The 23,724-nt window shown below is 67.3% G+C and carries 24 protein-coding genes and 1 tRNA gene; 17 read left to right on the forward strand and 8 right to left on the reverse strand.

Annotated features, from left to right (window positions below):
• From AC1DYK_RS06515 to AC1DYK_RS06525, 3 genes are read left to right on the forward strand one after another with little or no spacing between them, the layout of a single operon-like run.
• The gene (locus AC1DYK_RS06515) at nt 1-2,049 is read left to right on the forward strand and encodes an acetyl-CoA carboxylase biotin carboxylase subunit (RefSeq protein ID WP_478165514.1); all 2,049 of its coding nucleotides are present in this window, start codon (nt 1-3) and stop codon (nt 2,047-2,049) included.
• Nucleotides 2,050-3,081 carry a biotin synthase BioB gene (bioB, locus tag AC1DYK_RS06520; RefSeq protein WP_478165515.1) on the forward strand — a complete coding sequence of 344 codons (1,032 nt, stop codon included), beginning with the start codon at nt 2,050-2,052 and terminating at the stop codon, nt 3,079-3,081.
• Entirely contained in the window at nt 3,078-3,554 is a 477-nt protein-coding gene (locus tag AC1DYK_RS06525; RefSeq protein ID WP_478165516.1) for a VOC family protein, read from the forward strand. The genes bioB and AC1DYK_RS06525 overlap by 4 nt, the downstream gene beginning before the upstream one ends.
• A 12-nt stretch (nt 3,555-3,566) precedes the next feature.
• Here AC1DYK_RS06525 and AC1DYK_RS06530 read toward each other — a convergent pair whose 3' ends face one another.
• The 5 genes from AC1DYK_RS06530 to AC1DYK_RS06550 form a co-directional block, all read right to left on the reverse strand.
• On the reverse strand, nt 3,567-4,202 hold the full coding sequence (locus AC1DYK_RS06530) for a LysE family translocator (RefSeq protein WP_478165517.1): 636 nt from the start codon (nt 4,200-4,202) through the stop codon (nt 3,567-3,569).
• A 7-nt stretch (nt 4,203-4,209) separates the two neighbouring features.
• Nucleotides 4,210-4,836 (reverse strand): RnfABCDGE type electron transport complex subunit B, encoded by a 627-nt coding sequence (locus AC1DYK_RS06535; RefSeq protein WP_478165518.1) that lies wholly within the window; start codon nt 4,834-4,836, stop codon nt 4,210-4,212.
• Nucleotides 4,837-4,840: 4 nt separating this feature from the next.
• Nucleotides 4,841-6,244 (reverse strand): polyhydroxyalkanoate depolymerase, encoded by a 1,404-nt coding sequence (locus tag AC1DYK_RS06540; protein ID WP_478165519.1) that lies wholly within the window; start codon nt 6,242-6,244, stop codon nt 4,841-4,843.
• Between the two features lie 111 nt (nt 6,245-6,355).
• Nucleotides 6,356-6,964 (reverse strand): nucleotidyltransferase family protein, encoded by a 609-nt coding sequence (locus AC1DYK_RS06545; protein WP_478165520.1) that lies wholly within the window; start codon nt 6,962-6,964, stop codon nt 6,356-6,358.
• Nucleotides 6,937-8,133, reverse strand: coding sequence for an amino acid aminotransferase (locus AC1DYK_RS06550; RefSeq protein ID WP_478165521.1), 1,197 nt, complete (start codon nt 8,131-8,133; stop codon nt 6,937-6,939). The genes AC1DYK_RS06545 and AC1DYK_RS06550 overlap by 28 nt, the downstream gene beginning before the upstream one ends.
• 106 nt (nt 8,134-8,239) lie before the next feature.
• Here AC1DYK_RS06550 and uvrB point away from each other — a divergent pair, with 106 nt between their 5' ends.
• The 13 genes from uvrB to AC1DYK_RS06615 all read left to right on the forward strand — a co-directional run bounded on the left by uvrB (nt 8,240) and on the right by AC1DYK_RS06615 (nt 19,159).
• Nucleotides 8,240-10,342, forward strand: a complete 2,103-nt coding sequence (uvrB, locus tag AC1DYK_RS06555) for an excinuclease ABC subunit UvrB (RefSeq protein WP_478165522.1) — start codon at nt 8,240-8,242, stop codon at nt 10,340-10,342.
• A gap of 256 nt (nt 10,343-10,598) precedes the next feature.
• Nucleotides 10,599-11,135, forward strand: a complete 537-nt coding sequence (gene iscR / locus AC1DYK_RS06560; protein ID WP_158720462.1) for a Fe-S cluster assembly transcriptional regulator IscR — start codon at nt 10,599-10,601, stop codon at nt 11,133-11,135.
• 77 nt (nt 11,136-11,212) lie between these two features.
• Nucleotides 11,213-12,433, forward strand: a complete 1,221-nt coding sequence (locus AC1DYK_RS06565; protein ID WP_478165523.1) for an IscS subfamily cysteine desulfurase — start codon at nt 11,213-11,215, stop codon at nt 12,431-12,433.
• 19 nt (nt 12,434-12,452) lie between these two features.
• On the forward strand, nt 12,453-12,866 hold the full coding sequence (gene iscU / locus AC1DYK_RS06570; RefSeq protein WP_478165524.1) for a Fe-S cluster assembly scaffold IscU: 414 nt from the start codon (nt 12,453-12,455) through the stop codon (nt 12,864-12,866).
• A gap of 1 nt (nt 12,867) precedes the next feature.
• On the forward strand, nt 12,868-13,191 hold the full coding sequence (gene iscA / locus AC1DYK_RS06575) for an iron-sulfur cluster assembly protein IscA (RefSeq protein WP_286507593.1): 324 nt from the start codon (nt 12,868-12,870) through the stop codon (nt 13,189-13,191).
• A 60-nt stretch (nt 13,192-13,251) separates the two neighbouring features.
• Nucleotides 13,252-13,770: a Fe-S protein assembly co-chaperone HscB gene (gene hscB / locus AC1DYK_RS06580; protein WP_478165525.1), complete on the forward strand. Its 519-nt coding sequence runs from the start codon at nt 13,252-13,254 to the stop codon at nt 13,768-13,770.
• A 42-nt stretch (nt 13,771-13,812) separates the two neighbouring features.
• The gene (hscA, locus tag AC1DYK_RS06585; RefSeq protein WP_478165526.1) at nt 13,813-15,669 is read left to right on the forward strand and encodes a Fe-S protein assembly chaperone HscA; all 1,857 of its coding nucleotides are present in this window, start codon (nt 13,813-13,815) and stop codon (nt 15,667-15,669) included.
• 3 nt (nt 15,670-15,672) lie between these two features.
• The gene (gene fdx, locus AC1DYK_RS06590; RefSeq protein ID WP_478090824.1) at nt 15,673-16,011 is read left to right on the forward strand and encodes an ISC system 2Fe-2S type ferredoxin; all 339 of its coding nucleotides are present in this window, start codon (nt 15,673-15,675) and stop codon (nt 16,009-16,011) included.
• A complete protein-coding gene (gene dnaQ / locus AC1DYK_RS06595; protein ID WP_478165527.1) occupies nt 16,011-16,730 on the forward strand; it encodes a DNA polymerase III subunit epsilon in 720 nt (239 codons plus the stop codon). The genes fdx and dnaQ overlap by 1 nt, the downstream gene beginning before the upstream one ends.
• A 67-nt stretch (nt 16,731-16,797) precedes the next feature.
• Nucleotides 16,798-16,872 (forward strand) — tRNA-Val (locus AC1DYK_RS06600).
• A gap of 55 nt (nt 16,873-16,927) precedes the next feature.
• Complete coding sequence (locus tag AC1DYK_RS06605) at nt 16,928-18,025, forward strand: NAD(P)/FAD-dependent oxidoreductase (RefSeq protein ID WP_478165528.1); 1,098 nt, start codon at nt 16,928-16,930, stop codon at nt 18,023-18,025.
• Nucleotides 18,026-18,118: 93 nt separating this feature from the next.
• Complete coding sequence (locus tag AC1DYK_RS06610; protein WP_478165529.1) at nt 18,119-18,427, forward strand: glycine zipper domain-containing protein; 309 nt, start codon at nt 18,119-18,121, stop codon at nt 18,425-18,427.
• A 45-nt stretch (nt 18,428-18,472) separates the two neighbouring features.
• Entirely contained in the window at nt 18,473-19,159 is a 687-nt protein-coding gene (locus AC1DYK_RS06615) for a phage holin family protein (RefSeq protein ID WP_478165530.1), read from the forward strand.
• Nucleotides 19,160-19,169: 10 nt separating this feature from the next.
• On the opposite strand, the gene AC1DYK_RS06620 is transcribed toward AC1DYK_RS06615, so the two are convergent.
• Nucleotides 19,170-20,237 (reverse strand): quinone-dependent dihydroorotate dehydrogenase, encoded by a 1,068-nt coding sequence (locus AC1DYK_RS06620; RefSeq protein ID WP_478165531.1) that lies wholly within the window; start codon nt 20,235-20,237, stop codon nt 19,170-19,172.
• A gap of 47 nt (nt 20,238-20,284) precedes the next feature.
• Here AC1DYK_RS06620 and rpiA point away from each other — a divergent pair, with 47 nt between their 5' ends.
• The gene (rpiA, locus tag AC1DYK_RS06625) at nt 20,285-20,986 is read left to right on the forward strand and encodes a ribose-5-phosphate isomerase RpiA (RefSeq protein WP_478165532.1); all 702 of its coding nucleotides are present in this window, start codon (nt 20,285-20,287) and stop codon (nt 20,984-20,986) included.
• Between the two features lie 14 nt (nt 20,987-21,000).
• Here rpiA and AC1DYK_RS06630 read toward each other — a convergent pair whose 3' ends face one another.
• Nucleotides 21,001-21,630 (reverse strand): glutaredoxin family protein, encoded by a 630-nt coding sequence (locus AC1DYK_RS06630; RefSeq protein ID WP_478165533.1) that lies wholly within the window; start codon nt 21,628-21,630, stop codon nt 21,001-21,003.
• 35 nt (nt 21,631-21,665) lie between these two features.
• Nucleotides 21,666-23,714: a M3 family metallopeptidase gene (locus tag AC1DYK_RS06635; RefSeq protein ID WP_478165534.1), complete on the reverse strand. Its 2,049-nt coding sequence runs from the start codon at nt 23,712-23,714 to the stop codon at nt 21,666-21,668.
• Between the last annotated feature and the right edge of the window lie 10 nt (nt 23,715-23,724).

Here is a 23,724-nt window from a genome sequence, read left to right on the forward strand (position 1 = left end):
ATGTTCAAGAAGATCCTGATTGCCAACCGCGGCGAGATCGCCTGCAGAGTCATCAAGACCGCCAGGAAGATGGGCATCCTCACGGTGGCCGTCTATTCCGATGCCGACAAGGACGCGCGCCATGTCGAGCTCGCCGACGAGGCGGTGCACATCGGCGCTTCGGCCAGCCGCGACAGCTACTTGCAGGCCGACCGCATCATCGCAGCCTGCAAGAAGACCGGGGCCGAAGCCGTGCACCCGGGCTACGGCTTCCTGTCGGAGAACGAGGCCTTCGCCCGCAAGGTCGAGGAGGAGGGCATCATCTTCATCGGCCCCAAGCACTATTCGATCGCGGCGATGGGCGACAAGATCGCCTCGAAGAAGCTCGCGAGCGAGGCCAAGGTCAACACCATCCCGGGCTGGAACGACGCCATCGAGACCGCCGAGCGCGCCGTGGAGATCGCCAAGGACATCGGCTACCCGGTGATGATCAAGGCCTCGGCCGGCGGCGGCGGCAAGGGCCTGCGCGTGGCCTTCAACGACAAGGACGCGTTCGAAGGCTTCACCTCCTGCCGCAACGAGGCGCGCAACAGCTTCGGCGACGACCGCGTGTTCATCGAGAAGTTCGTCGAGGAGCCGCGCCACATCGAGATCCAGGTGCTGGGCGACTCTCACGGCAACGTGATCTACCTCAACGAGCGTGAATGCTCGATCCAGCGCCGCCATCAGAAGGTGATCGAGGAGGCGCCGTCGCCCTTCATCAGCGAGGCGACGCGCAAGGCGATGGGCGAGCAGGCCGTGGCGCTGGCCAAGGCCGTGAACTACCAGAGCGCGGGCACGGTCGAATTCGTGGTCGGCCGGGACCAGAGCTTCTACTTTCTCGAGATGAACACCCGGCTGCAGGTGGAGCATCCGGTGACCGAGGCGATCACCGGCCTCGACCTGGTCGAGCTCATGATCCGCGTTGCCGCCGGCGAGAAGCTGCCGCTGGCGCAGAAGGACGTCAAGCGCGAGGGCTGGGCCATCGAGTGCCGCATCAACGCCGAGGATCCGTTCCGCAACTTCCTGCCCTCGACCGGCCGGCTGGTCCGTTTCCAGCCGCCGAAGGAGACCATGTTCTCCGCCGACACCGAGCAGCTGTACGGCGTGCGGGTCGACACCGGCGTCTACGACGGCGGCGAGATCCCGATGTTCTACGACTCGATGATCGCCAAGCTGATCGTGCACGGCCGCGACCGCGCGCACGCCATCGCGCTGATGCGCGAGGCGCTCAACGGTTTCGTGATCCGGGGCATCAGCAGCAACATTCCGTTCCAGGCGGCGCTGCTCGCGCATCCGAAGTTCGTCAGCGGCGACTTCAACACCGGCTTCATCGCCGAGCACTACGGCCGCGGCTTCCATGCCGAGGACGTGCCGCACGACGATCCCGATTTCCTGGTCGCGCTGGCGGCCTACATGCACCGCCGCTACCGGGCGCGCGCCTCCGGCATCAGCGGCCAGCTCGAGGGCCATGGCGTGAAGGTGGGCGAGCAGTTCGTGGTGGTCGTGATGGACGACAAGGGCATGCATGCGCACAAGCCCGTGTCGGTCACCGATTTCCACGGCCACTCCGGCTCCAGCGCGGTGGCGGTGGGCGGCCACGCCTACAAGATCGACAGCAGGGCGCCGCTCGGCAGCATCCGGGTCGAAGGCATGGTCAATGACCGTGTCTTCACCGCGCAGGTCGAACGCGGCGCCGGCAAGAATCCGCTGGCGCTGCGCGTCGTGCACAACGGAACGCAGATCGAGGCGATGGTGCTGTCGCCGCTCGGTGCGCGGCTGCTCGCGCTGATGCCGTACAAGGCACCGCCGGACCTGAGCAAGTTCCTGATGTCGCCGATGCCGGGCCTGCTGGTCGAGGTCTCGGTGCAGCCGGGCCAACAGGTGCAGGCCGGCGAGAAGCTCGCGGTCATCGAGGCGATGAAGATGGAGAACGTGCTGTTCGCGACGCAGGACGGCGTGGTCGGAAGCATCTCTGCGGCCAAGGGTGAATCGCTGTCGGTCGATCAGGTGATCATGGAGTTTGCGTAAATGGGCGCCAACGAATTTCCGGCCGCGAAGGCCGTCACCCTGCACCGTCCGGCGGTGAAGCCCGCCGCACCCACCGGCCCGTGGAGCGTCGAGGCGGTCCAGGCCCTGCTCGACAAGCCCTTCAACGACCTGTTGTTCCAGGCGCAGACGGTGCATCGCGCGCATTTCCCCGCAGCGGATATCGAACTGGCCACGCTGCTGTCGGTCAAGACCGGCGGCTGCCCCGAGAACTGCGGCTATTGCCCGCAGTCGGCCGAGTTCGACACTGGCGTCCAGGCGCAGAAGCTGATGGAGGTCGACGAGGTGCTGCGCGCTGCGCAGGCCGCCAAGGATGCGGGCGCGACGCGCTTCTGCATGGGCGCCGCCTGGCGCGCACCCAAGGACCGCGACGTCGAGAAGGTCGCGGTGCTGGTCGAGGCCGTGAAGGGCCTGGGCCTGCAGACCTGTGCCACGCTCGGCATGCTCGAGCCGCAGCACGCGCTGCAGCTCAAGGCCGCGGGGCTGGACTACTACAACCACAACCTCGACACCGCACCCGAGTACTACAGCGACATCGTCGACACCCGCAGCTACCAGGACCGGCTCGACACGCTGGCGCACGTGCGCGCGGCCGGCATCAGCGTCTGTTGCGGCGGCATCGTGGGCATGGGCGAGGCGCCGGTGCATCGCGCAGGGCTGATCGCCCAGCTCGCCAACCTCGACCCCTATCCGGAGTCGGTGCCGATCAACAGCCTGGTGCGCGTGCCCGGCACGCCGCTGGCCGATTCGGAACCGATCGATCCGCTCGATTTCGTTCGCATGATCGCGGTCGCGCGCATCACGATGCCGAAGGCGCGCGTGCGTCTGTCGGCCGGCCGCCAGCAATTGGGCGACGCGGTCCAGGCGCTGTGCTTCCTGGCCGGCGCGAATTCGATCTTCTACGGCGACAAGCTGCTGGTCACGGGCAACCCCGATGTCGAGGCCGATGTGAAGTTGCTGGCCAAGCTGGGTCTCCAGGCCCGTTCGACCGTTGAACAGGGAGCATGCGCATGACGCGTCCATTCAAGGTGCTGGGCATCCAGCAGATCGCGATCGGCGGCCCGGACAAGGGCCGGCTGCAGAAGCTGTGGGTCGAGATGCTGGGTCTGGAGGTCACGGGCACGTTCAAGAGCGAACGCGAGAACGTCGACGAGGACATCTGCGCGATCGGCAGCGGCCCCTTCAAGGTCGAGGTCGACCTGATGCAGCCGCTGGACCCCGAGAAGAAACCCGCGGTCCACACCACGCCGCTGAACCACGTGGGGCTGTGGATCGACGACCTGCCCGTGGCCGTCGAATGGCTCACGGCGCAGGGCGTGCGTTTCGCGCCGGGCGGCATCCGCCAGGGCGCCGCCGGTTTCGACATCTGTTTCCTGCACCCGAAGAGCAACGACGAATTCCCGATCGCGGGCGAGGGTGTGTTGATCGAACTGGTGCAGGCGCCGCCTGAGGTCGTGGCCGCCTTCGCAGCGTTGGCGGCGGGCTGAAGCCGCGTGGCCTCAGGCGCCTGGGCGGCGCCAGATCGCCAGGGTCGCTGCCAGCAGCCACATCCCCGCCGCGCAGCCGCGGTTGAGCGCGCGCAGGCTGCCCTGCGAGAGCCAGCGCACGGCCTGGGTGCCGGCCGTCGCGTAGCCGAGCATCACCAGCGTGTCGATGCCGACGAAGATCGCGCCAAGCGTCAGGTATTGCGGCGCCTGGCGGTGCGCGGTATCGACGAACTGCGGCAGGAAGGCCGCGAAGAACAGCAGCGATTTCGGGTTCGACAAGGCCACCGCCAGGCTGCGCAGCAGCGCCAGCCGGCCGCGCAGCGGCCGGGCCGAGGAGGCGGCCAGCGCGGCTCCGACGTCGGCCGGCGGTGTGCGCCAGAGCTTGATGCCGAGCCAGGCGAGGTAGAGCACCCCGGCGACGCGGATTGCATGGAAGAGCCACTCCGAGGCCGCCAGCAGCGAACCCAGGCCCAGCGCGACCGTGGTGATCACGATGCAGCTGCCCAGCGAGGCACCGGCGATGCCCCAGGCGGCGGCACGCATGCCGCCCGAGATGCCGTTGGAGAGCGCCAGCAGCATGGTGGGGCCGGGCGTGATCGCGAGCGCGATGGAAGCGAAGGCGAAGAGGAGCAGGGTGTCGACGCTCATCGACGGCTCATGGGCGGCGCAAGTCCTTGGCTGCCGCGCGGGCACGGGCCAGCGCCGCTTCGACGATCGCGCGCTTGCGATCGGTGGCGTCGGGCGCGTCAGTTCGCGCGTCCTTCGCCGGTGCGGCCGAGGGCGCTCCTTGGGCTCGGCGGCTGGCGTGCGCCTGGTAGCGGGCGCGCGCATGATCGGCCTGTTCCTGCGACCAGGCCTGCCAGCCGCTTCGGCCCGGCGTGACCGTCTCCAGCGAGATGCAGTCGACCGGACAGGCCGGGATGCACAGTTCGCAGCCCGTGCAGTGCGCGTCGATCACGGTGTGCATGCGCTTGTGAATGCCCACGATGGCATCGGTGGGGCAGGCGTCGAGGCAGAGGGTGCAGCCGATGCACCAGGCCTCGTCGATCACGGCCAGGGCGCGCGGCCCCTCGGTGCCGAACTGTGGATCGATCGGCCGGACGGGGCTGCCCGTGAGCCGCGCGAGACGCTGCACGCCTTCGGCACCGCCGGGCGGGCATTGGTTGATGTCGGCCTCATGGGCCGCAATGGCCTCGGCGTAGCCGGCGCAATCGGGGTAGCCGCAGCGCGTGCACTGCGTCTGCGGCAGCGCCTCCAGCAGGTGTGCGGCCGTCGGGGTCACGATCTCATGCGGTCTTGCGCTTGACGGCGCTCGAGCGCCGAGTCACCGGCGTCTTGCGCGCCGCCACCGTCACTGGCTTCTTGCGCGCCGGGCTGGCCTTGATCGTGTCTTCCGCAGCCAGGATCGCGCGGCCGGCGCGTTTCTGCGGCTTGTCGTGCGCCGCGATGAAGTCCCGGACCTCCGGGTAGACCTGGTCGCGCCAGCGGCGTCCGCTGAAGATGCCGTAGTGGCCTGCGCCCTTGACCTCGAAATGCCGCTGCTCCTTGGCGGAGACACCGGTGCACAGGTCATGCGCGGCGCGGGTCTGGCCGGAGCCGGAGATGTCGTCGAGTTCGCCCTCGACCGTCAGGAGGCCGAGCGAATGGATGTCCTGCGGCCGCACCGTTTCGCGCACGCCGTCGGCGTTCTTCACCTCCCAGGTGCCGTTCACGAGGTCGAACTTCTGGAACACCGTGCGGATCGTTTCGAGGTAGTAGTCCGCATCCATGTCGAGCACCGCGTTGTACTCGTCATAGAACTTGCGATGCGCCTCGGTGCTGGCGCCGTCGCCCTTGATCAGGTCCTTGAAGTAGTCGTAGTGGCTGCTGGCGTGGCGGTCCGGGTTCATCGCCACGAAGCCGGTGTGCTGCAGGAAGCCCGGGTAGACACGGCGGCCTGCGCCCGGAAAGCCGTCCGGGACGCGGTAGATCACGTTGTTCTCGAACCACTCGAAACTCTTGTTCATCGCCAGGTTGTTGACCGCGGTCGGCGACTTGCGGGCGTCGATCGGGCCTCCCATCATGGTCATCGACAGTGGCGTCTTTTCGCCGCGGCTGGCCATCAGCGACACCGCCGCCAGCACCGGCACCGTGGGCTGGCAGACGCTGATCACGTGGCAGTTGCCGTACTCGGCCTGCAGGTAGCGGATGAAGTCCTCGACGTAGTTGACGTAGTCGTCGAGATGGAATTCGCCTTCGGACAGCGGCACCAGGCGCGCGTTGGTCCAGTCGGTGATGTACACCTTGTGGCCCTGCAGCATGGTGCGCACGGTGTCGCGCAGCAGCGTGGCGTAGTGCCCCGACAGCGGCGCCACGATCAGCACCACCGGCTGGCTCTTGAGCGTCTGCAGGGTGTCCGGCTCGTCCGTGAAGCGCTTGAACCGGCGCAGCTGGCAGAAGGGCTTCTCGATCTCTACGCTCTCGTGGATCACCACGTCGTGGCCATCCACCATGACCGTCTTGATGCCGAATTCCGGCTTCTCGTAGTCCTTGCCCAGCCGGTACAGCAGGTCGTAGCCGGCAGCCATGCGCTGCGCCATCGGCGCCTGGCCGAAGGCCGCGCCCTGGCTGTAGAGCTTGGAAGCGGCCTGCGCGAAGTCGGCGAAGGGCTCCATGAGGGAACGCTGCGCTTCGTAGAGTTGGTAGAGCATCGGGGTGGCCAGGGAGTTGTTGCAATGCAATATATCAGCAGCGCTTGACCGGAAGTAGAGTGGCCGCCCGATTCAGCCGATGCCGTCGTGATATTCGTCCGATTGCCGCGTTCAGGACTGCGGCGAGGTGGCGTCCAGGACCGTGAGCCAGGGCCATCGCGACCGGTAATCCGCTGCCTTGGCGGCATAGAGGCGTGGCTGATGGCAGCGAGAATTGGGCCGAAGGACCCCTGCGTAGAGCCCCTGAAGGCCGAAGGGTGCGTAAAGCAGCGGGCCGCCTGCCTGCGGCTGCAGCCCGACGCAGGTGCAGTCGACCAGGAATCGGTCGATGCCGTCGCGCGAGCACAGCGAAGGCGCGTAGCTGGCGCCGAAATAGTCCGCATACCAGGTGTGGACCCTGGCCTGGTTCTTGGTCTCGATGGTGACGGGCAGCCCCGAGAAGTGCCGCCGCACCCGTTCGTCGACACGCTGCTCCGCTTCGGCCGACAGGTCGGCGGCGTCGAAGTAGAACAGGTCGTAGTCGCGGATGCCGGCCTCCGGGGGGCGTCCGCAGCGCAGGTTCCAGACGCTCTGGAACAGGCAGCCGGCCACCAGCCAGGCATCGGGCAGGGCCAGCGCGGGCAGGCCCTCGAGGATCGCCCGGTTGTTCGGGTTGCGCAGCGCGTCCCCGACGAAGCGATCCTGCAGGCCCGTCAGAGGACCTTGGCGATGCTCTGGCAAACGTAGTCGATGTTCTTGCTGTTGAGCGCCGCCACGCACATGCGGCCGGTGTCGGTGCCGTAGACGCCGAACTCTTCGCGCAGGCGCACCATCTGGTCCTTGGTCAGGCCCGAGTAGCTGAACATGCCGATCTGCGAGGTGATGAAGCTCATGTCCTGCGTCACGCCGGCGGCCTTGAGGCCGTCGACCAGCTTCTGGCGCATTGCCTTGATGCGCACCCGCATCTCGGTCAGCTCCGCTTCCCAGACAGCGCGCCGTGCCGGGTCGTTGAGCACCGCCGCCACCACCGCGCCGCCGTGGATCGGCGGGTTGCTGTAGTTGGTGCGGATCGCGATCTTGAGCTGCGACAGCACGCGCGCCGCTTCATCCTTGCTTTCGCACAGCACCGAGAGGGCGCCCACGCGCTCGCCGTAGAGGCTGAAGCTCTTGGAGAACGAGGTCGAGACGAAGAACGTGAGGCCGGCTTCGACGAACTTGCCGATCACGGCGCCGTCTTCCTGGATGCCGTGGCCGAAGCCCTGGTAGGCCATGTCGAGGAAGGGGGTCAGCTGCTTCGCCTTGACCGCCGCAATGACCTGGTCCCACTGGGCCGGCGTGATGTCGTAGCCGGTCGGGTTGTGGCAGCAGGCGTGCAGCACGACGATGGTGCCCGCGGGGGCCGCCTTCAGGGCCGCCAGCATGCCTTCGAAGTCGATCCCGCGCTTGGCGGCGTCGTAGTAGGGGTAGCTCTGGACCTCGAAGCCGGCATTGGTGAACAGCGCCCGGTGGTTTTCCCAGCTCGGGTCGCTGATCAGCACCTTGGCTTGCGGGCTCAGCTTCTTGAGGAAGTCGGCGCCGACCTTCAGGCCGCCGGTGCCGCCGATCGCCTGGATGGTGGCGACGCGGCCGGATGTCACCGGTTCGCTGTCGGCGCCGAAGACCAGGCCCTTGACCGCGTTGTCATAGGCGGCGATGCCGTCGATCGGCAGGTAGCCGCGGGCGCTGGGCGCCTTCATCATGTCCTCTTCCGCGGCCTGCACGCACGCGAGCAGCGGCAGCTTGCCGTTGTCGTCGTAGTACACGCCCACGCCGAGGTTGACCTTTTTCGGATTGCCGTCGGCCGCATATTGCTCGTTGAGGCCCAGGATCGGGTCGCGAGGCGCCATCTCGACGGCGGTGAACATTGACATGGAAAGTCCTTTGGATGATCGGTTCACGTGAAGCCGGGTCCTGCGTTACGCTGCCCGGTTGGCTTGAATTTTACCGGTCGCGCCACCATCTCCCCGAGTCCACGCCATGCCAGATACCACCGAAGTCATTCCCGAACCGCAACACGCCGATCCCGTGGGCCCTGCCCGGCAGGGCGAATTCGTCACCTTCCCGGGTTCTCCGTTCGAGCTCTACCTGCCTTATCCGCCGGCCGGCGACCAGCCGGCGGCCATCGCCGGGCTGGTCGAGGGCATCCAGGACGGCGAGGTGTTCCAGACCCTGCTCGGCGTGACCGGCTCGGGCAAGACCTTCACCATGGCCAACGTGATCGCGCGGCTGGGCCGCCCGGCGATCGTGTTCGCGCCCAACAAGACCCTGGCGGCCCAGCTCTATAGCGAATTCCGCGAGTTTTTCCCGAAGAACGCGGTCGAGTACTTCGTCAGCTACTACGACTACTACCAGCCCGAGGCCTACGTGCCGCAGCGCGACCTGTTCATCGAGAAGGACAGCTCGATCAACGAGCACATCGAGCAGATGCGGCTGTCGGCCACCAAGAGCGTGCTGGAGCGGCGCGACACCGTGATCGTGGCCACCGTGAGCGCCATCTACGGCATCGGCACGCCCGAGGATTACACGCAGATGCGCTTCATCATGCGAGTGGGCGACAAGATCGGCCAGCGCGACGTCATCGGCCGGCTGATCCGCATGCAGTACACGCGCAACGAGCAGGATTTCTCGCGCGGCACCTTCCGGGTGCGCGGCGACACCATCGACGTCTTCCCGGCCGAGCACAGCGAGCTGGCGATCCGCATCGAGCTGTTCGACGACGAGATCGAGTCGCTGCAGCTGTTCGACCCGCTGACCGGGCGGATCCGGCAGAAGATCCCGCGCTTCACCGTCTACCCGTCGAGCCACTACGTGACGCCGCGCGACAAGGTCCTGAGCGCGGTCGAGACCATCAAGCTCGAACTCGACGAACGGCTGAAGCACTTCGTCTCCGAGGGCAAGCTGGTGGAGGCGCAGCGGATCGAGCAGCGCACCCGCTTCGACCTCGAGATGCTGGCCGAGATCGGCCACTGCAAGGGCATCGAGAACTACACGCGCCACCTGTCGGGCGCGGCGCCGGGCGAGCCGCCGGCCACGCTGACCGACTACCTGCCGAAGGACGCGTTGATGTTCCTCGACGAGAGCCACCAGATGATCGGCCAGCTCAACGGCATGTACAGCGGCGACCGGGCGCGCAAGACCACGCTGGTCGAGTACGGCTTCCGGCTGCCTTCGGCGCTGGACAACCGGCCGCTCAAGTTCGAGGAGTTCGAGAAGCGCATGCGCCAGTGCATCTTCGTCTCGGCGACGCCCGCGCAGTACGAGAAAGACAATGCCGGCAACGTGGTCGAACAGCTGGTGCGCCCGACCGGCCTGATCGACCCCGAGGTCGAGGTCCGCCCCGCCACCCACCAGGTCGACGACGTGCTGCAGGAGATCCGCCTGCGGGTCGACAAGAACGAGCGGGTGCTGATCACCACGCTGACCAAGCGGATGGCCGAGCAGCTCACCGACTACCTGGGCGACAACGGCGTCAAGGTGCGCTACCTGCACAGCGACGTCGACACGGTCGAGCGGGTCGAGATCCTGCGCGACCTGCGGCTCGGCACCTTCGACGTGCTGGTCGGCATCAACCTGCTGCGCGAGGGCCTGGACATCCCCGAGGTGTCGCTGGTCGCGATCCTCGATGCCGACAAGGAAGGCTTCCTGCGCGCCGAACGCTCGCTGATCCAGACCATCGGGCGGGCGGCACGCAACTTGAACGGCAAGGCGATCCTCTATGCCGACCGCATGACCGAATCGATGAAGAAGGCCATCGGCGAAACCCAGCGGCGGCGCGAGCGCCAGATGGCCCACAACCTGGCTCACGGCATCACGCCGCGCAGCATCGTGAAGCAGGTGCGAGACCTCATCGACGGCGTCTACAGCGAAAAATCGGGCAAGGAGGCGGCCAAGCGCGAACTGGAGCGCGCCAAGGTCGAGGACATGTCCGAAAAGGACATCGCGCGCGAGATCAAGCGGCTCGAAAAGCTCATGCTGGAGCACGCCCGAAATCTCGAATTCGAGAAGGCCGCCCGCGTCCGCGACCAATTGGCGGAACTCCGGGAGCAGGCCTTCGGCGGCCCCGGCCACGACAACATTTGAGTTTGCGTCCCGGCCGGGGCTACACGCAGTGAGCCAACCTTGGGGGCGAGCCATGCCCCCGGGTTTACCCCAGCGGGCCGCAGGGGCTTCTGCTATACTTGACCGAAACACTCAAGAACAAAAGAACTTCGCGATAAAGGGCCGACTCCAACCCAAAGGTTCACCTATGGAGCAGGAGGCGGGCAGGGCGGAGACGACGTCACCGCGGCCTCCAGGCCTGGTGTCATTTCAACGGTAAGCACTCAAGGAGCTTGCGATGCGTCTCACTACCAAAGGCCGCTTTGCGGTCACGGCCATGATCGACTTGGCACTGCGCCAGAACACCGGTCCGGTCACGCTGGCTGCGATCAGCCAGCGGCAGCAGATCTCGCTGTCCTACCTCGAACAGCTGTTCGGCAAGCTGCGCCGCCACGAACTGGTCGAGTCGACCCGCGGCCCTGGCGGCGGCTACTCGCTCGGCCGCAAGGCGGCCGACATCACGGTGGCCGACATCATCGTCTCGGTCGACGAGCCGATCGATGCCACCCAGTGCGGCGGCAAGGAAAACTGCCTCGGCGAAGCGGGCCGCTGCATGACGCACGAACTGTGGGCCTCGCTCAATCAGCGCATGGTCGAGTTCCTCGATTCCGTCACGCTGCAGAAGCTGGTCGACGACCAGATCGCCAAGGGCGTGCAGATCGAGAACAAGCCGGCCGTCAAGCGCGCGATCTCGGCGCAGCCGGTGGTCAAGCCGATCCGCGTCAACGCGCCGAACTCCGTGTTCGCACTGGGCAACGCCTTCGCCAAATCCTGATCCGGCGGCGCCTTCGGGCGCCGATCCAGCCGCCTCGACCCCCCAAAAGATCAACCCCACGCCAGCCTGAGCCAGCCATGGACGTCACTCCTCATTTCCCGATCTATCTCGACTACGGCGCCACCACGCCGGTGGATCCTCGCGTCGTCGATGCGATGATTCCCTGGTTGCGCGAGCATTTCGGCAACCCGGCGTCGCGCAGCCACGCCTGGGGCTGGGAAGCCGAAGAAGCGGTCGAGAAGTCGCGTGCCGACGTCGCTGACCTGATCGGCGCCGACCCCCGCGAGATCGTCTGGACCTCCGGCGCCACCGAGTCGAACAACCTCGCGATCAAGGGGGCCGCGCATTTCTACAAGGGCAAGGGCAAGCACCTGATCACGGTGAAGACCGAGCACAAGGCGGTGCTCGACACCATGCGCGAGCTCGAACGCCAGGGTTTCGAGGTGACGTACCTGGATGTCCAGGAAGACGGTCTGCTCGACCTCGAGGCCTTCAAGGCGGCCATCCGCCCCGACACCATCCTCGCGAGCGTGATGTTCGTGAACAACGAGATCGGCGTCGTCCAGGACATGGTGGCGCTCGGCAACATCTGCCGCGAAAAGGGCGTGATCTTCCACGTCGATGCGGCTCAGGCCACGGGCAAGGTCGAGATCGACGTCAAGACGCTGCCGATCGACCTCATGAGCCTGGCTTCGCACAAGACCTACGGCCCCAAGGGCATTGGTGCGCTGTACGTGCGCCGCAAGCCGCGCGTGCGGCTCGAGGCCCAGATGCACGGCGGCGGCCACGAGCGCGGCATGCGCTCGGGCACCTTGCCGACACACCAGATCGTGGGCATGGGCGAGGCTTTCCGCCTTGCCAGGCTCGAGATGAAGGAAGACATCGCCAAGGCGAGCGCGCTGCAGAAGCGCCTGCTCGACGGCCTGAAGGATGTCGAACAGGTCTTCATCAACGGCCATCTCGAACACCGCGTGCCGCACAACCTGAACATGAGCTTCAACTACGTCGAAGGCGAGTCGCTGATCATGGGCATCAAGGGCCTGGCGGTGTCGAGCGGGTCGGCCTGCACCTCGGCCAGCCTCGAGCCGAGCTATGTGCTGCGCGCGCTCGGCCGCAGCGACGAACTGGCCCACAGCAGCCTGCGCATGACGATCGGCCGCTTCACGACCGAAGAGGAAATCGACTACGCGATCTCGACCATCAGGCACAACGTCGCCAAGCTCCGTGAGCTGAGCCCGCTGTGGGAGATGTTCCAGGACGGCATCGACATCAGCACGATCCAGTGGTCGGCTCACTGAATATTCAAAGAGGTACCCCATGGCTTACTCATCCAAGGTCATCGACCACTACGAAAATCCCCGCAACGTCGGCTCGTTCGAGAAGGGCGACGATTCGGTAGGCACCGGCATGGTCGGCGCACCGGCCTGCGGCGACGTCATGAAGCTGCAGATCAAGGTCAACCCCGAAACCGGCGTGATCGAAGACGCGCGTTTCAAGACCTACGGTTGCGGCTCTGCGATCGCCTCGTCCTCGCTCGTGACCGAATGGGTCAAGGGCAAGACGCTCGACGAAGCGGCTGCGCTCAAGAACGCGCAGATCGCCGAAGAACTGGCCCTGCCGCCGGTCAAGATCCACTGCTCGATCCTGGCCGAAGATGCGATCAAGGCGGCCGTCAGCGACTACAAGGCCAAACATGGCGTAGGCGCCAAGGCCCCCGAAGCCGTCCACTGACATGGCTGTGACCCTGACCGAATCGGCTGCGCGCCACGTCTCCCGCTACCTCGGCAAACGAGGCAAGGGCGTGGGCGTGCGGCTGGGCGTCAAGACCACCGGCTGCTCGGGCCTGGCCTACAAGCTCGAATACGTGGACGAGTTCGCGCCCGAGGACGTGGTTTTCGAGGACCATGGCATCAAGGTGCTGGTCGACCCGAAGAGCCTGGCCTACATCGACGGCACGCAGCTCGACTTCGTGCGCGAAGGCCTCAACGAGGGCTTCAAGTTCAACAATCCGAACGAACGCGACCGCTGCGGCTGCGGCGAAAGCTTCCGCATTTGATCCCGACCGGCCTCGTGCCCGAGCCGCCACCATGTCATGTGCTGGCGGCTTTTTATCGCCATGAACCTGAACGACACTGATTTCGAGCTGTTCGCCGTGCCGGCGCGCTTCGCGCAGGACCGGGCCGCGCTCGATGCGCGCTGGAAGGAACTGCAGCGCGAAGCCCATCCCGACCGTTTCGCGGCCCAGGGCGCCGCGGCCCAGCGCATTGCGATGCAGTGGTCGGTGCGCATCAACGAGGCCTACCAGCGGCTCAAGAATCCGATCAAGCGCGCGACCTACCTGTGCGAGCTCCACGGCGCGCGCCTGAACGCCGAAACCAACACCGCGATGCCGCCCGAGTTCCTGATGAGCCAGATGGAGTGGCGCGAGGAGCTCGACGAGGCGGGCGACGCCGCCGCGCTCGACAAGCTGCGCAGCGAAGTCGAGGCCGGCCGCGCGCGCGCGCTGTCCTCGCTCGACTGGCTGATCGACGAAAAGGGCGATTACGCCGAAGCGGTGCGGCAGGTGAGAGCCCTCATGTTCATAGAGCGTTTTGCCGAGGACATCGAGGCCCGGGCCGATCAGTGGGGACAATAGCGGCATGACTCATTCCTCCGTCCATCACCTCGAGGAGGCCTGATGGCATTGCTCCAGATTTCAGAACCGGGCCAGGCGCCCGATCCGCATCAGCGCCGCATCGCCGTCGGCATCGACCTCGGCACCACGCATTCGCTCGTGGCGGCGGTACGCAACGGCGTCGCCGAATGCCTGCCTGACGCCGAAGGCCGCGTGCTGCTGCCCTCGGCGGTGCGCTACCTCGACGCCGATCGCCGGCAGATCGGCTTCGAAGCGGTGGCGGCGCGGGCCGCCGATCCTTCCAATGTCATCACTTCGGTCAAGCGGCTGATGGGCCGTGGCTTGTCGGACATCGCCAACCGCGAGGCGATGGCCTATCGCCTCACGGGCGAGGGCGGCATGGTCAAGGTGCGGACAGCGGCCGGCGAGAAGTCCCCGATCGAAGTCAGCGCCGAGATCCTCGCGACCTTGCGCTATCGGGCCGAAGACACCTTCGACGACGAACTCCATGGCGTCGTGATCACGGTGCCGGCGTACTTCGACGAGGGCCAGCGGCAGGCCACCAAGGACGCGGCCCAGCTCGCGGGGCTGAACGTGCTGAGGCTCATCAGCGAACCGACCGCGGCTGCGATCGCCTACGGTCTGGACAATGCGAGCGAAGGTGTCTACGCGGTCTACGACCTCGGCGGCGGCACCTTCGACATCTCCATCCTGCGGCTCACGCAAGGCGTCTTCGAGGTCATCGCGACGGGCGGCGACTCGGCGCTGGGCGGCGACGACTACGACCATGCGTTGGCCGACTTCGTGCTGTCGCAAAGCGGGCTCGCGGCGCGCAGCGATGCCGACCGGGCCGCCCTGCTGGTGGCAGCCCGGGCCGCCAAGGAGGCTCTGACGGACGCCCAAGGCACCCTCTTCAGCGCCAGCCTGTCGGGCGAGGAAGTCCGCGTCGACATACGGCGCGAGCAGTTCGAAGCCGCCACGGCGAGCCTGACCGCGCGCACCATCGCGGCCGTGCGCCGCGCGTTGCGCGATGCGCGGCTGCCGCAGGGCGAGCTGAAAGGCATCGTGCTGGTCGGCGGCGCCACCCGCATGCCCCAGATCCGCCGGGCGGTGGCCGAGTGCTTCGGCCGCGAGCCGCTGACCAATCTCGATCCCGACCAGGTCGTCGCCCTCGGCGCGGCGATCCAGGCCAACCAGCTGGCCGGCAACGGCGGCGCCGACGACCTGCTGCTGCTCGACGTGATCCCGCTGTCGCTGGGCATCGAGACGATGGGCGGCCTGGTCGAGCGGATCGTGCCGCGCAATCAGACCATTCCGACCGCGATGGCGCAGGACTTCACGACCTACAAGGACGGCCAGACCGCGCTGGCGCTGCACGTGGTGCAGGGCGAGCGCGACCTGGTCGCCGACTGCCGCAGCCTGGCGCGCTTCGAGCTGCGCGGCATCCCGCCGATGGCCGCGGGCGCGGCGCGCATCCGCGTGACCTTCACGGTCGATGCCGACGGCCTGCTCAGCGTCACGGCGAAGGAGCAGGGCAGCGGCGTCGAGGCGAGCGTCGCGGTCAAGCCGTCCTATGGTCTTTCCGACGACCAGATCGCCACCATGCTGCGGGACAGCTTTGCGACTGCGCAGCAGGACATGCAGGCGCGCGCGCTGGTCGAAGCCCGCGTCGATGCCGACCGCATGCTGCTGGCGACGCAAAGCGCGCTCGATGCCGACGGCGCGCTGCTGTCGGACGCGGAGCGCGCCGCGATCGAGGCGCTGATGGCGGCGCTGCGCGACGCGCGCTCCGCCGAGGATGCCGCGGTGGTCGAAGCCGCCACCAAGGCGCTGGCCGACGGCACCGAAGCCTTTGCCGCCGAGCGCATGAATGCGGGCATCGCGCGCGCGCTCGCCGGCCGACAGATCGAATCTCTCTAGAACATGCCCACGATCAAGATCCTTCCCCATCCCGAATACTGCCCGCAAGGCGCCGAGATCTCCGCGCCGGCCGGCACCTCGATCTGCGAGGCCCTGCTCGAGAACCACATCAACATCGAGCATGCGTGCGAGATGAGCTGCGCCTGCACCACCTGCCACGTCGTCGTGCGCAAGGGCATCGATTCGCTCAATGAAGCGCAGGAGAGCGAGGAAGACCTGCTGGACCGCGCCTGGGGCCTGGAGCCGCAGTCGCGCCTGAGCTGCCAGGCAATCCTCGCGCAGGACGACCTGACGATCGAGATTCCGAAATACTCGATCAACCACGCCAAAGAGAACCACTGATGAGCCGACTGATCGTCCTGGACACAGAAACCACGGGCCTGTCGGCGGACAACGGCGACCGCATCATCGAACTCGGATGCGTGGAGCTGTTCAACCGCAAGCTCACGGGCAACGACCTGCACATCTATTTCAACCCCGAGCGCGAGAGCCACGAGGACGCGCTCAAGGTGCACGGGTTGACCACCGACTTCCTGCGCGACAAGCCGAAGTTCGCGATGCTGGCCGGCGATATCGTCGAGTACCTGCGCGATGCCGAGCTGATCATCCACAACGCGGCCTTCGACGTCGGCTTTCTCAACCGGGAGTTCGAGCTCGCCGGCCTGCCGCCGCTGCGCAGTTTCGTCGGGGAAGTGACCGACACGCTGGCGATGGCGAAGGCGGTGTACCCGGGCAAGCGCAACTCGCTCGATGCGCTGTGCGACCGCTTCGGCATCGATCGCTCGAACCGCACTTTCCACGGCGCCAAACTCGACGCGCAGCTGCTGGCCGACGTGTACATCAACCTCACGCGCGGCCAGGATGCGCTGCTGATCGACGTCGCGTCGAACGAGCCCGTGCACGGCGCCGTGGTCGCGGTCGACCTGAGCACCTTCGAGCTGCCGGTGCTGGTCGCGACCGAGCACGAGCTGGCCGAACACGAGGAAGTTCTGTTGCAACTGGACAAGTCCAGCAGCGGCCGCACGCTCTTTCGGCCGATGAGCGAAAAAGCTGTGGCATAATCGCAGGCTTCGCACTACACGGTGCGAATGAATCCAGATGGCGCACGGCATCAGCTTCGTGCGCCGGGGGCGGTTAGCTCAGGGGTAGAGCACAGCATTCACACTGCTGGGGTCGGAGGTTCGAAGCCTCCACCGCCCACCATCAATTCTCTTCGTTGCCACGCCGGGCTCGGCGCCATCCCGCTTAAGCTTGCGGGATGGACGAATTCGATTGCGCCGTCATCGGCGCCGGTGTGGTGGGGCTGGCCGTGGCCCGGGCCCTTGCGTTGCAAGGCCGTGAGGTCATCGTGCTGGAGTCCGAAGGGGCGATCGGCACCGGCACCAGTTCGCGCAACAGCGAAGTGATCCACGCAGGCATCTACTATCCCCAAGGCTCGCTGAAGGCGCAGCTGTGCGTCGACGGCAAAGAGCGGCTCTACGCCTACGCCGGCGAGCGCGGCCTGCCGCACCGGCGCTGCGGCAAACTGATCGTCGCCACCAGCGAGGCCCAGCTCGGGCAGCTCGAGGCGATTGCCGCCAAGGCCCGCGCCAATGGCGTGGACGACCTGGCGCTGCTCACGCGCGAGCAGGCGCGTGCCATGGAGCCACAGCTCGAATGCCTGGCCGCTCTGCATTCGCCGAGCACCGGCATCGTGGACAGCCATGCGCTGATGCTGAGCCTGCAGGGGGATCTGGAGCACGCCGGCGGCCTGGTGGCGCTGAAATCCGAGGTCGTCGGTGCCGAGTGCCGCGGCAACGACATCGTGCTGAAGTCGCGCGACGGCACCGCCCTGCGCTGCAACACCGTCGTGAATGCGGCCGGCCTCGCTGCGCCGCTGCTCGCGCGGCAGTTCGAGGGTCTGCCGGCCGCTTCGGTGCCGACGGCCTATTTCGCGAAAGGCAGCTACTTCACGCTGGCCGGCCGTTCCCCCTTCCAACGACTGATCTACCCGGTGCCCGAGGCCGCGGGCCTGGGCGTGCACCTCACGCTCGATCTGGGCGGCCAGGCCAAGTTCGGTCCGGACGTGCAGTGGGTGGCTTCGCCCGATGATCTGGTCGTGGACGCGGCGCGCGGCGAGGGCTTCTACGCCGAGGTGCGCAAGTACTGGCCGGCGCTGCCGGACGCTGCGCTGGTCCCGGGCTATGCAGGCATCCGCCCCAAGATTTCGGGACCCGGCGAAGCTGCCGCCGACTTCCTGATCCAGGGCCCCGAGGCGCACGGCGTGCGGGGACTGGTCAACCTGTTCGGGATCGAGTCGCCGGGGTTGACCAGCAGCCTGGCGATCGCCCATCACGTGTCCGTGCTGCTTTCGTAGGCCGGCGCGGGCATGTACCATGGAACGGCACGCCGTTTTGTCGGCGTGGTGTCGCCGGCGCGGTGCCGGCCTGCCTGAGGAGGACTTTTTTCGATGACTGCATCCACCAACCTCGAAGCTGCGGCGAACGCCGTGGCCGAAGACATTGCGAGCGACGTCCGCAACGTGCTCGCCAGCAAGGATCTGGACGCCGTGCCGCACATCAAGGCGCTTCGCCAGCGCGTCGACAGCAAGTTGGCGATTGCGCGCGAGATCGCCGCCGAGAAGAGTCGGATCGCCGCCCAGAAGGCTCGTGAAGCCGCCACCTCGGCCAATGCTTATGCGCATGACGAGCCGTGGCAGATCGCCGGCGCCGCATTGGCCGTGGGCGTGCTGGTGGGTCTGCTGCTTGGCCGCCGCTGAGCGCGGCCTCCGCGGCGCGCAGAAGGTGGGCGCCGAGGCTGCGTCATGAGCCTGGCGTCCCTGTTCGGCCTGAAATCCCGTCTGCGGCGCCTGCGCATCCTCGCCGGTGAAGGTGCACTGGCCGCCGAGGATCGTGCACAGCTCCTGAGACTGGCCTGGGATGAAGAGAAGAAGCGCCTGCGGCTGGTCATGGGTCTGGGGATCGCTGTCATCGGGCTGACCACCGTTGCCATCGCGCTGCTGTCGGTCGCGATCGTGGTTCACTTCTGGGATACGCCGCATCGGAATACGGCGGCCTGGGTCTTGGCGCTGATCTGGGTCGGGCTCTGGGTGGCTGCCGTGCTGGCGCTCCTGGGGACGCTGCGCGAGTCGTCGGCCTTCGCGCCGGCGCGTGAGATCTTCGAGCGCGATCTCGAATGGGTCCATGACCGCTTCGGCCCTCATGACGACGAAGAAGAGGCGCCGCCCGTATCCGTGGCGCTTGACCGCGATCAGCTGCTTGCCCGCATCGAGCGCCAGCGTCAGCGGATTGCGACACTCCAGGCGGCTTCGAGCGGCGCCGGCGAGGCACCGGTCCCGAACGAGACCGCCACCGCGGCGGCGTTGCGCATTGCGCGCGAGCATCCGGTCGCCACCGGCGTGGCGACCGCTGCGGTCATCGCCGTACTGGGTCCGCGCCGGCTGGTGCGCTGGGCGTCGGTGGTGGCTCCCGTGCTCTGGCGCATGCGGTGAGCGCGCCGGCTCAGGCCTTGCGCTCGCGCAGCGCCTGGGCCGCCTGGCGCACCAATGCCGGTCCGCGATAGATGAGGCCGGTGTAGATCTGCACCAGGTTGGCCCCGGCCTCGATTTTTTCCACGGCGTCGGCCGCGCTGAGCACTCCGCCGGCGCCGATGATCGGGAACTTCGGTCCGAGTGCGGCGCGCAATTGGCCGATCACGCGGTTGCTGGCCTCCCGCACCGGCGCGCCCGAAAGCCCGCCCGATTCCTCCGCATGGGGCAGGCCCGCCACGGCATCGCGCGCCAGGGTGGTGTTGGTCGCGACGACGCCGTCCATGCCATGGCGCAGCAGCGTCGCCGCGATCACCTTGACCTGGGCCTCGTCGAGATCGGGTGCGATCTTCACGAACAGCGGGACCCGCTTGTTCTGGCGCGCGGCCAGCGCCTCGCGTTTGTCCGCCACGGCGCCCAGCAGCGCGTCGAGCGCTTCATCGCTTTGCAGCGAGCGCAGGTTGGCGGTGTTCGGGCTCGAGATGTTGACCACGACGTAGTCGGCGTGCGAATAGACGCCGTCCAGGCAGATCAGGTAGTCGTCCACCGCGCGCTCGATCGGCGTGGCCGCGTTCTTGCCGATATTGAGGCCCAGCAGCATGGGTGGCTTCGAGGTGTCGCGCCGGAAGCGCGCGCGCTGGACGTTGGCGATGAAGGCCGCCAGGCCTTCGTTGTTGAAGCCGAGCCGGTTGATCAGCGCGTCGCGCTGCGGCAGGCGGAAGATGCGCGGCCTCGGATTGCCCGGCTGCGGCTGGGGCGTGACCGTTCCGACCTCGACGAAGCCGAAACCCATGGCGGCGAAGGCGTCGATGCAGCGGGCGTTCTTGTCGAGGCCCGCGGCGAGGCCGATGCGGTTCGGGAACGAGAGCCCGGCGAGCGTGACCCGGTCGGCCACGCGAGGCGCCGCATAGGCGCAGGCCAGTGGCGTGTTCTGGGTCCTTGCCAGTGCGTCGAGGGTCAGTTCATGGGCCCGTTCGGGGTCGACGCCGAACAGGAAGGGGCGGGCAAGCCCGTAAAGAGAGGAGGGTAACGGCAGGAGCATCGGATAATTCTCGGCTTCAGACTTCAATCAGCCCAGGATTCTCCCCGATGACCTCCACCGCACCTGTTCCCGCCCCGACCCAGGACGAACTCAAGGCCCAGGTGGGCCGCGCCGCGCTGGACTACGTGGTCAAGGGCGAGATCGTCGGGGTGGGCACCGGCTCGACGGTCAACAAGTTCATTGATGCGCTGGCAAGCCTCAAGGGCGAGATCCGCGGCGCCGTGTCGAGCTCGGTGGCCTCGACCGAACGCCTGCGGGCGCTGGGCATCCCGGTGTTTGACAGCAACGAGGTCGAGGAACTGGCGGTCTATATCGACGGCGCCGACGAGATCGACGGCCGCGGTTACATGATCAAGGGTGGCGGCGCGGCGCTCACGCGCGAGAAGATCGTCGCCGCGCAGTCCAAGCGTTTCGTCTGCATCGCCGATGCCTCCAAGCTCGTGAACACGCTCGGCGCATTTCCCCTGCCGGTGGAGGTGGTCCCGATGGCGGCACGGCGGGTGATTCGGCAGTTCGCACGCCTGGGCGGCCTGGCGCAGGTGCGCGAGAAGGACGGCGTTCCGCTGGTCACCGACAACGGCCAGCACATCATCGACGTGACCGGCCTGCGAATCACGGATCCGCTCGATTTCGAGAGCGAAGTGAACCAGTGGGCGGGCGTTGTCACCGTGGGCGTGTTCGCGCGCCAGCGCGCCAATGTGTGCCTGCTGGGCACCGCGTCGGGCGTGCGGACGCTGCGCTTCGACTGACTGAGCCTGCCGCCCTAGAACTTGATGCCGGCGGGGTTGCTCGGGCTCGGCCCGCTGGCTGGCGGCGGGGCCTCGGCAGGCGCCGGTGCAGCAGCGGCCGGCGCGGGCTCGGCCGCGGGTTGCAGGGCCACCAGGGGCCGAGCCGGCGCATTGCGATAGCTGGCCGGCAATTGCGAGCTCTTGGGGTAGCCCGCGGCGTCGAGGTATTGCGACCACTCCGAATCCGCAAAGCCCTTGAGCTGCTGCGAGCCGATGGTCAGCAGCGGCAGCGAGGCCTGGCCGCTCAGGCGCTGCAGCGCGTCGACGTCCTCGTTGGATTTGACGGTCCGTTCGTCGAAGGGCACGCCGCGCGTGATCAGCAGCGAGCGGCCGGCGTCGCAGGGACTGCATGCCTCGCCGGTGTAGAGCGTCACCGGATAGCGCTGCACGACCTGCCGCAGTTCGTAGGGCAGGCCGGTGCCGGCGCCGGCGCCCGAGCTGCCGCCGGCCCGTGCCGGAGCCGCCGGAGCAGCGTTGGCACTCGGCGGCTGGTCGGAAAAGGTGACCTTGCCGTTCTTGTCGACGTTGCGATAGACCGGCTGCGCCAGCGTGGCGCCGGCGACCAGCAGCAGGGTGAGGCCCGCGAGGGCGGCGTTGAGCTTCATCGATGATTTCCCGAAATCGGATGGAGCGAAGTATCTCAGGCTGGTTGCGCCTCGGCCATTCCCTGGTGTCGAAGCAAGGCGTCCAGTTGCGGTTCGCGGCCGCGGAAGGCCTTGAAGGATTCCATCGCGCTGCGGCTGCCGCCGGCTTCGAGGATGGCCTCGCGGTACTTGCGGCCGGTCTCGATGCTCGGCTCGCCATTGGCGCCGGCGGTCTCCTCGAAAGCCGCGTAGGCGTCCGCGCTGAGCACCTCGGCCCACTTGTAGCTGTAGTAGCCGGCCGCATAGCCGCCCGAGAAGATGTGGCTGAAGGTGTTCGGCGTGCGGCTGAAGGCCGGCGAGGGCATCACCGCGACCTCGTCGCGCACCTTGGCCAGCAGCGCCATCACATCGCCCGGCTGGGCGCTGGCGGCGTCGTAGCCGGTGTGCAGCAGCATGTCGAAGAGCGAGAACTCGATCTGGCGCAGGGTCTGCAGGCCGCTCTGGAAGTTCTTCGCGGCCGTCATCTTGTCGAACAGGGCGCGCGGCAGCGGCGCGCCGGTGTCGACTTGAGAGGTCATGTGCGCGAGCACGTCCCATTCCCAGCAGAAGTTCTCCATGAACTGGCTCGGCAACTCGACCGCATCCCACTCGACGCCGCTGATGCCCGAGACGTCGCGCTCGTTGATCCGGGTCAGCATGTGGTGCAGGCCATGACCGAATTCGTGGAACAGGGTGGTCACGTCGTCGTGCGTCAGCAGCGGCGGCTTGCCGTCGACGCCTTCGGCGAAGTTGCAGACCAATTGCGCCACCGGCGTCTGCAGCGCGCCGGTGTCGGGGCGAAGCCAGCGCGCGCGCACGTCGTCCATCCAGGCGCCGCCGCGCTTGGCGGCACGGGCCGACGGGTCGAGGTAGAACTGGCCGACCTTCTGGCCGGCGCGCTCGATGCGATAGAACTCCACGCTCGGGTGCCAGACCGGCGCCGTGTCGCGCCGGATCGAGACCTCGAACAGGGTTTCGACGATCTTGAACAGGCCGGCCATCACCTTCGGCGCGGGGAAGTACTGCTTGACCTCCTGCTCGCTGAAGGCGTAACGCGCTTCCTTGAGCTTTTCGCCGATGTAGCTCCAGTCCCAGGGTTGCGGATCGGCGAGGCCCAGGTGCTGCACCGCGAAGCTGCGAAGGTCGGCCAGGTCGCGCTCGCCGTAGGGCCTGGCCTTGGCGGCGAGATCGCGCAGGAACTTGATCACCTGGTCGGCCGATTCGGCCATCTTCGGCACGATCGAGAGCTCGCCGAAATTGGGGTAGCCGAGAAGCTTGGCCTCCTCCTGGCGCAGCGCCAGGATCTCGCGGATCAGCGCGGTGTTGTCGAAGGCGGGGTCGCCGAATTCGCTGGCGCGCGTGACGTAGGCGCGATAGAGCCGCTCGCGCAGCGCACTGCTCTTCGCGAACTGCATGACCGGCAGGTAGCAGGGCATCTTGAGCGTGAGCTTGTAGCCGTCCTTGCCCTCGGCTTCGGCGGCCGAGCGGGCGGCGCTGATGACGTCCTCCGGCAGGCCGTCGAGATCTGCGAGCTCCGCATACCAGGCGAAGGCATCGGTGGCGTCGAGCGCGTTCTCGCTGAACTTCTGGCTCAGCTCGGCCTGGCGCTCCTGGATCTCCGCGAAACGAGCCTTGGCCGCACCCTGCAGTTCGGCGCCGCCGAGCACGAAGTTGCGGATCGCATAGCGGTGCGCCTGGCGCTGTTCGGGGTTGAGCGTCGCCGGGTCGATCGACTTGTACTTGGCGTAGAGCTGTTCGTCCGAACCCAGCCGGGTCCAGAAGGCGGTGACGCGCGGCATCGCGTCGTTGTAGGCGGCGCGCAGCTCGGGCGTGTCGGCGACCGCATTGAGATGGCCGACCGCGCCCCAGGCGCGGCTGAGGCGCTCCGAGGCCACGTCCAGGACCTTCGCGATCGCGGTCCAGTCGGCCGGGAATCCGGGCGCGGTCACTTCCTGCAGCGCCGACTCGGCGTCGGCGAGCAGGGTGTCGACCGCCGGGGCGACATGCTCCGGCCGGATCTGGTCGAACAGCGGGAGGTCGTTGAAGTCGAGGAGCGGATTGGTCATGGTCTTGTTC

The organism is Variovorax sp. P2_H12 (assembly GCF_056403395.1).

What these genes read in the sequence shown, in the direction of transcription:
- AC1DYK_RS06515 (WP_478165514.1), top strand. Translation starts at nt 1, where the DNA reads ATGTTCAAGAAGATCCTGATTGCCAACCGCGGCGAGATCGCCTGCAGA.
- bioB (WP_478165515.1), top strand. Translation starts at nt 2,050, where the DNA reads ATGGGCGCCAACGAATTTCCGGCCGCGAAGGCCGTCACCCTGCACCGT.
- AC1DYK_RS06525 (WP_478165516.1), top strand. Translation starts at nt 3,078, where the DNA reads ATGACGCGTCCATTCAAGGTGCTGGGCATCCAGCAGATCGCGATCGGC.
- AC1DYK_RS06530 (WP_478165517.1), bottom strand. Translation starts at nt 4,202, where the DNA reads ATGAGCGTCGACACCCTGCTCCTCTTCGCCTTCGCTTCCATCGCGCTC.
- AC1DYK_RS06540 (WP_478165519.1), bottom strand. Translation starts at nt 6,244, where the DNA reads ATGCTCTACCAACTCTACGAAGCGCAGCGTTCCCTCATGGAGCCCTTC.
- AC1DYK_RS06550 (WP_478165521.1), bottom strand. Translation starts at nt 8,133, where the DNA reads ATGTCAATGTTCACCGCCGTCGAGATGGCGCCTCGCGACCCGATCCTG.
- uvrB (WP_478165522.1), top strand. Translation starts at nt 8,240, where the DNA reads ATGCCAGATACCACCGAAGTCATTCCCGAACCGCAACACGCCGATCCC.
- iscR (WP_158720462.1), top strand. Translation starts at nt 10,599, where the DNA reads ATGCGTCTCACTACCAAAGGCCGCTTTGCGGTCACGGCCATGATCGAC.
- AC1DYK_RS06565 (WP_478165523.1), top strand. Translation starts at nt 11,213, where the DNA reads ATGGACGTCACTCCTCATTTCCCGATCTATCTCGACTACGGCGCCACC.
- iscU (WP_478165524.1), top strand. Translation starts at nt 12,453, where the DNA reads ATGGCTTACTCATCCAAGGTCATCGACCACTACGAAAATCCCCGCAAC.
- iscA (WP_286507593.1), top strand. Translation starts at nt 12,868, where the DNA reads ATGGCTGTGACCCTGACCGAATCGGCTGCGCGCCACGTCTCCCGCTAC.
- hscB (WP_478165525.1), top strand. Translation starts at nt 13,252, where the DNA reads ATGAACCTGAACGACACTGATTTCGAGCTGTTCGCCGTGCCGGCGCGC.
- hscA (WP_478165526.1), top strand. Translation starts at nt 13,813, where the DNA reads ATGGCATTGCTCCAGATTTCAGAACCGGGCCAGGCGCCCGATCCGCAT.
- fdx (WP_478090824.1), top strand. Translation starts at nt 15,673, where the DNA reads ATGCCCACGATCAAGATCCTTCCCCATCCCGAATACTGCCCGCAAGGC.
- dnaQ (WP_478165527.1), top strand. Translation starts at nt 16,011, where the DNA reads ATGAGCCGACTGATCGTCCTGGACACAGAAACCACGGGCCTGTCGGCG.
- AC1DYK_RS06605 (WP_478165528.1), top strand. Translation starts at nt 16,928, where the DNA reads ATGGACGAATTCGATTGCGCCGTCATCGGCGCCGGTGTGGTGGGGCTG.
- AC1DYK_RS06610 (WP_478165529.1), top strand. Translation starts at nt 18,119, where the DNA reads ATGACTGCATCCACCAACCTCGAAGCTGCGGCGAACGCCGTGGCCGAA.
- AC1DYK_RS06615 (WP_478165530.1), top strand. Translation starts at nt 18,473, where the DNA reads ATGAGCCTGGCGTCCCTGTTCGGCCTGAAATCCCGTCTGCGGCGCCTG.
- AC1DYK_RS06620 (WP_478165531.1), bottom strand. Translation starts at nt 20,237, where the DNA reads ATGCTCCTGCCGTTACCCTCCTCTCTTTACGGGCTTGCCCGCCCCTTC.
- rpiA (WP_478165532.1), top strand. Translation starts at nt 20,285, where the DNA reads ATGACCTCCACCGCACCTGTTCCCGCCCCGACCCAGGACGAACTCAAG.
- AC1DYK_RS06630 (WP_478165533.1), bottom strand. Translation starts at nt 21,630, where the DNA reads ATGAAGCTCAACGCCGCCCTCGCGGGCCTCACCCTGCTGCTGGTCGCC.
- AC1DYK_RS06635 (WP_478165534.1), bottom strand. Translation starts at nt 23,714, where the DNA reads ATGACCAATCCGCTCCTCGACTTCAACGACCTCCCGCTGTTCGACCAG.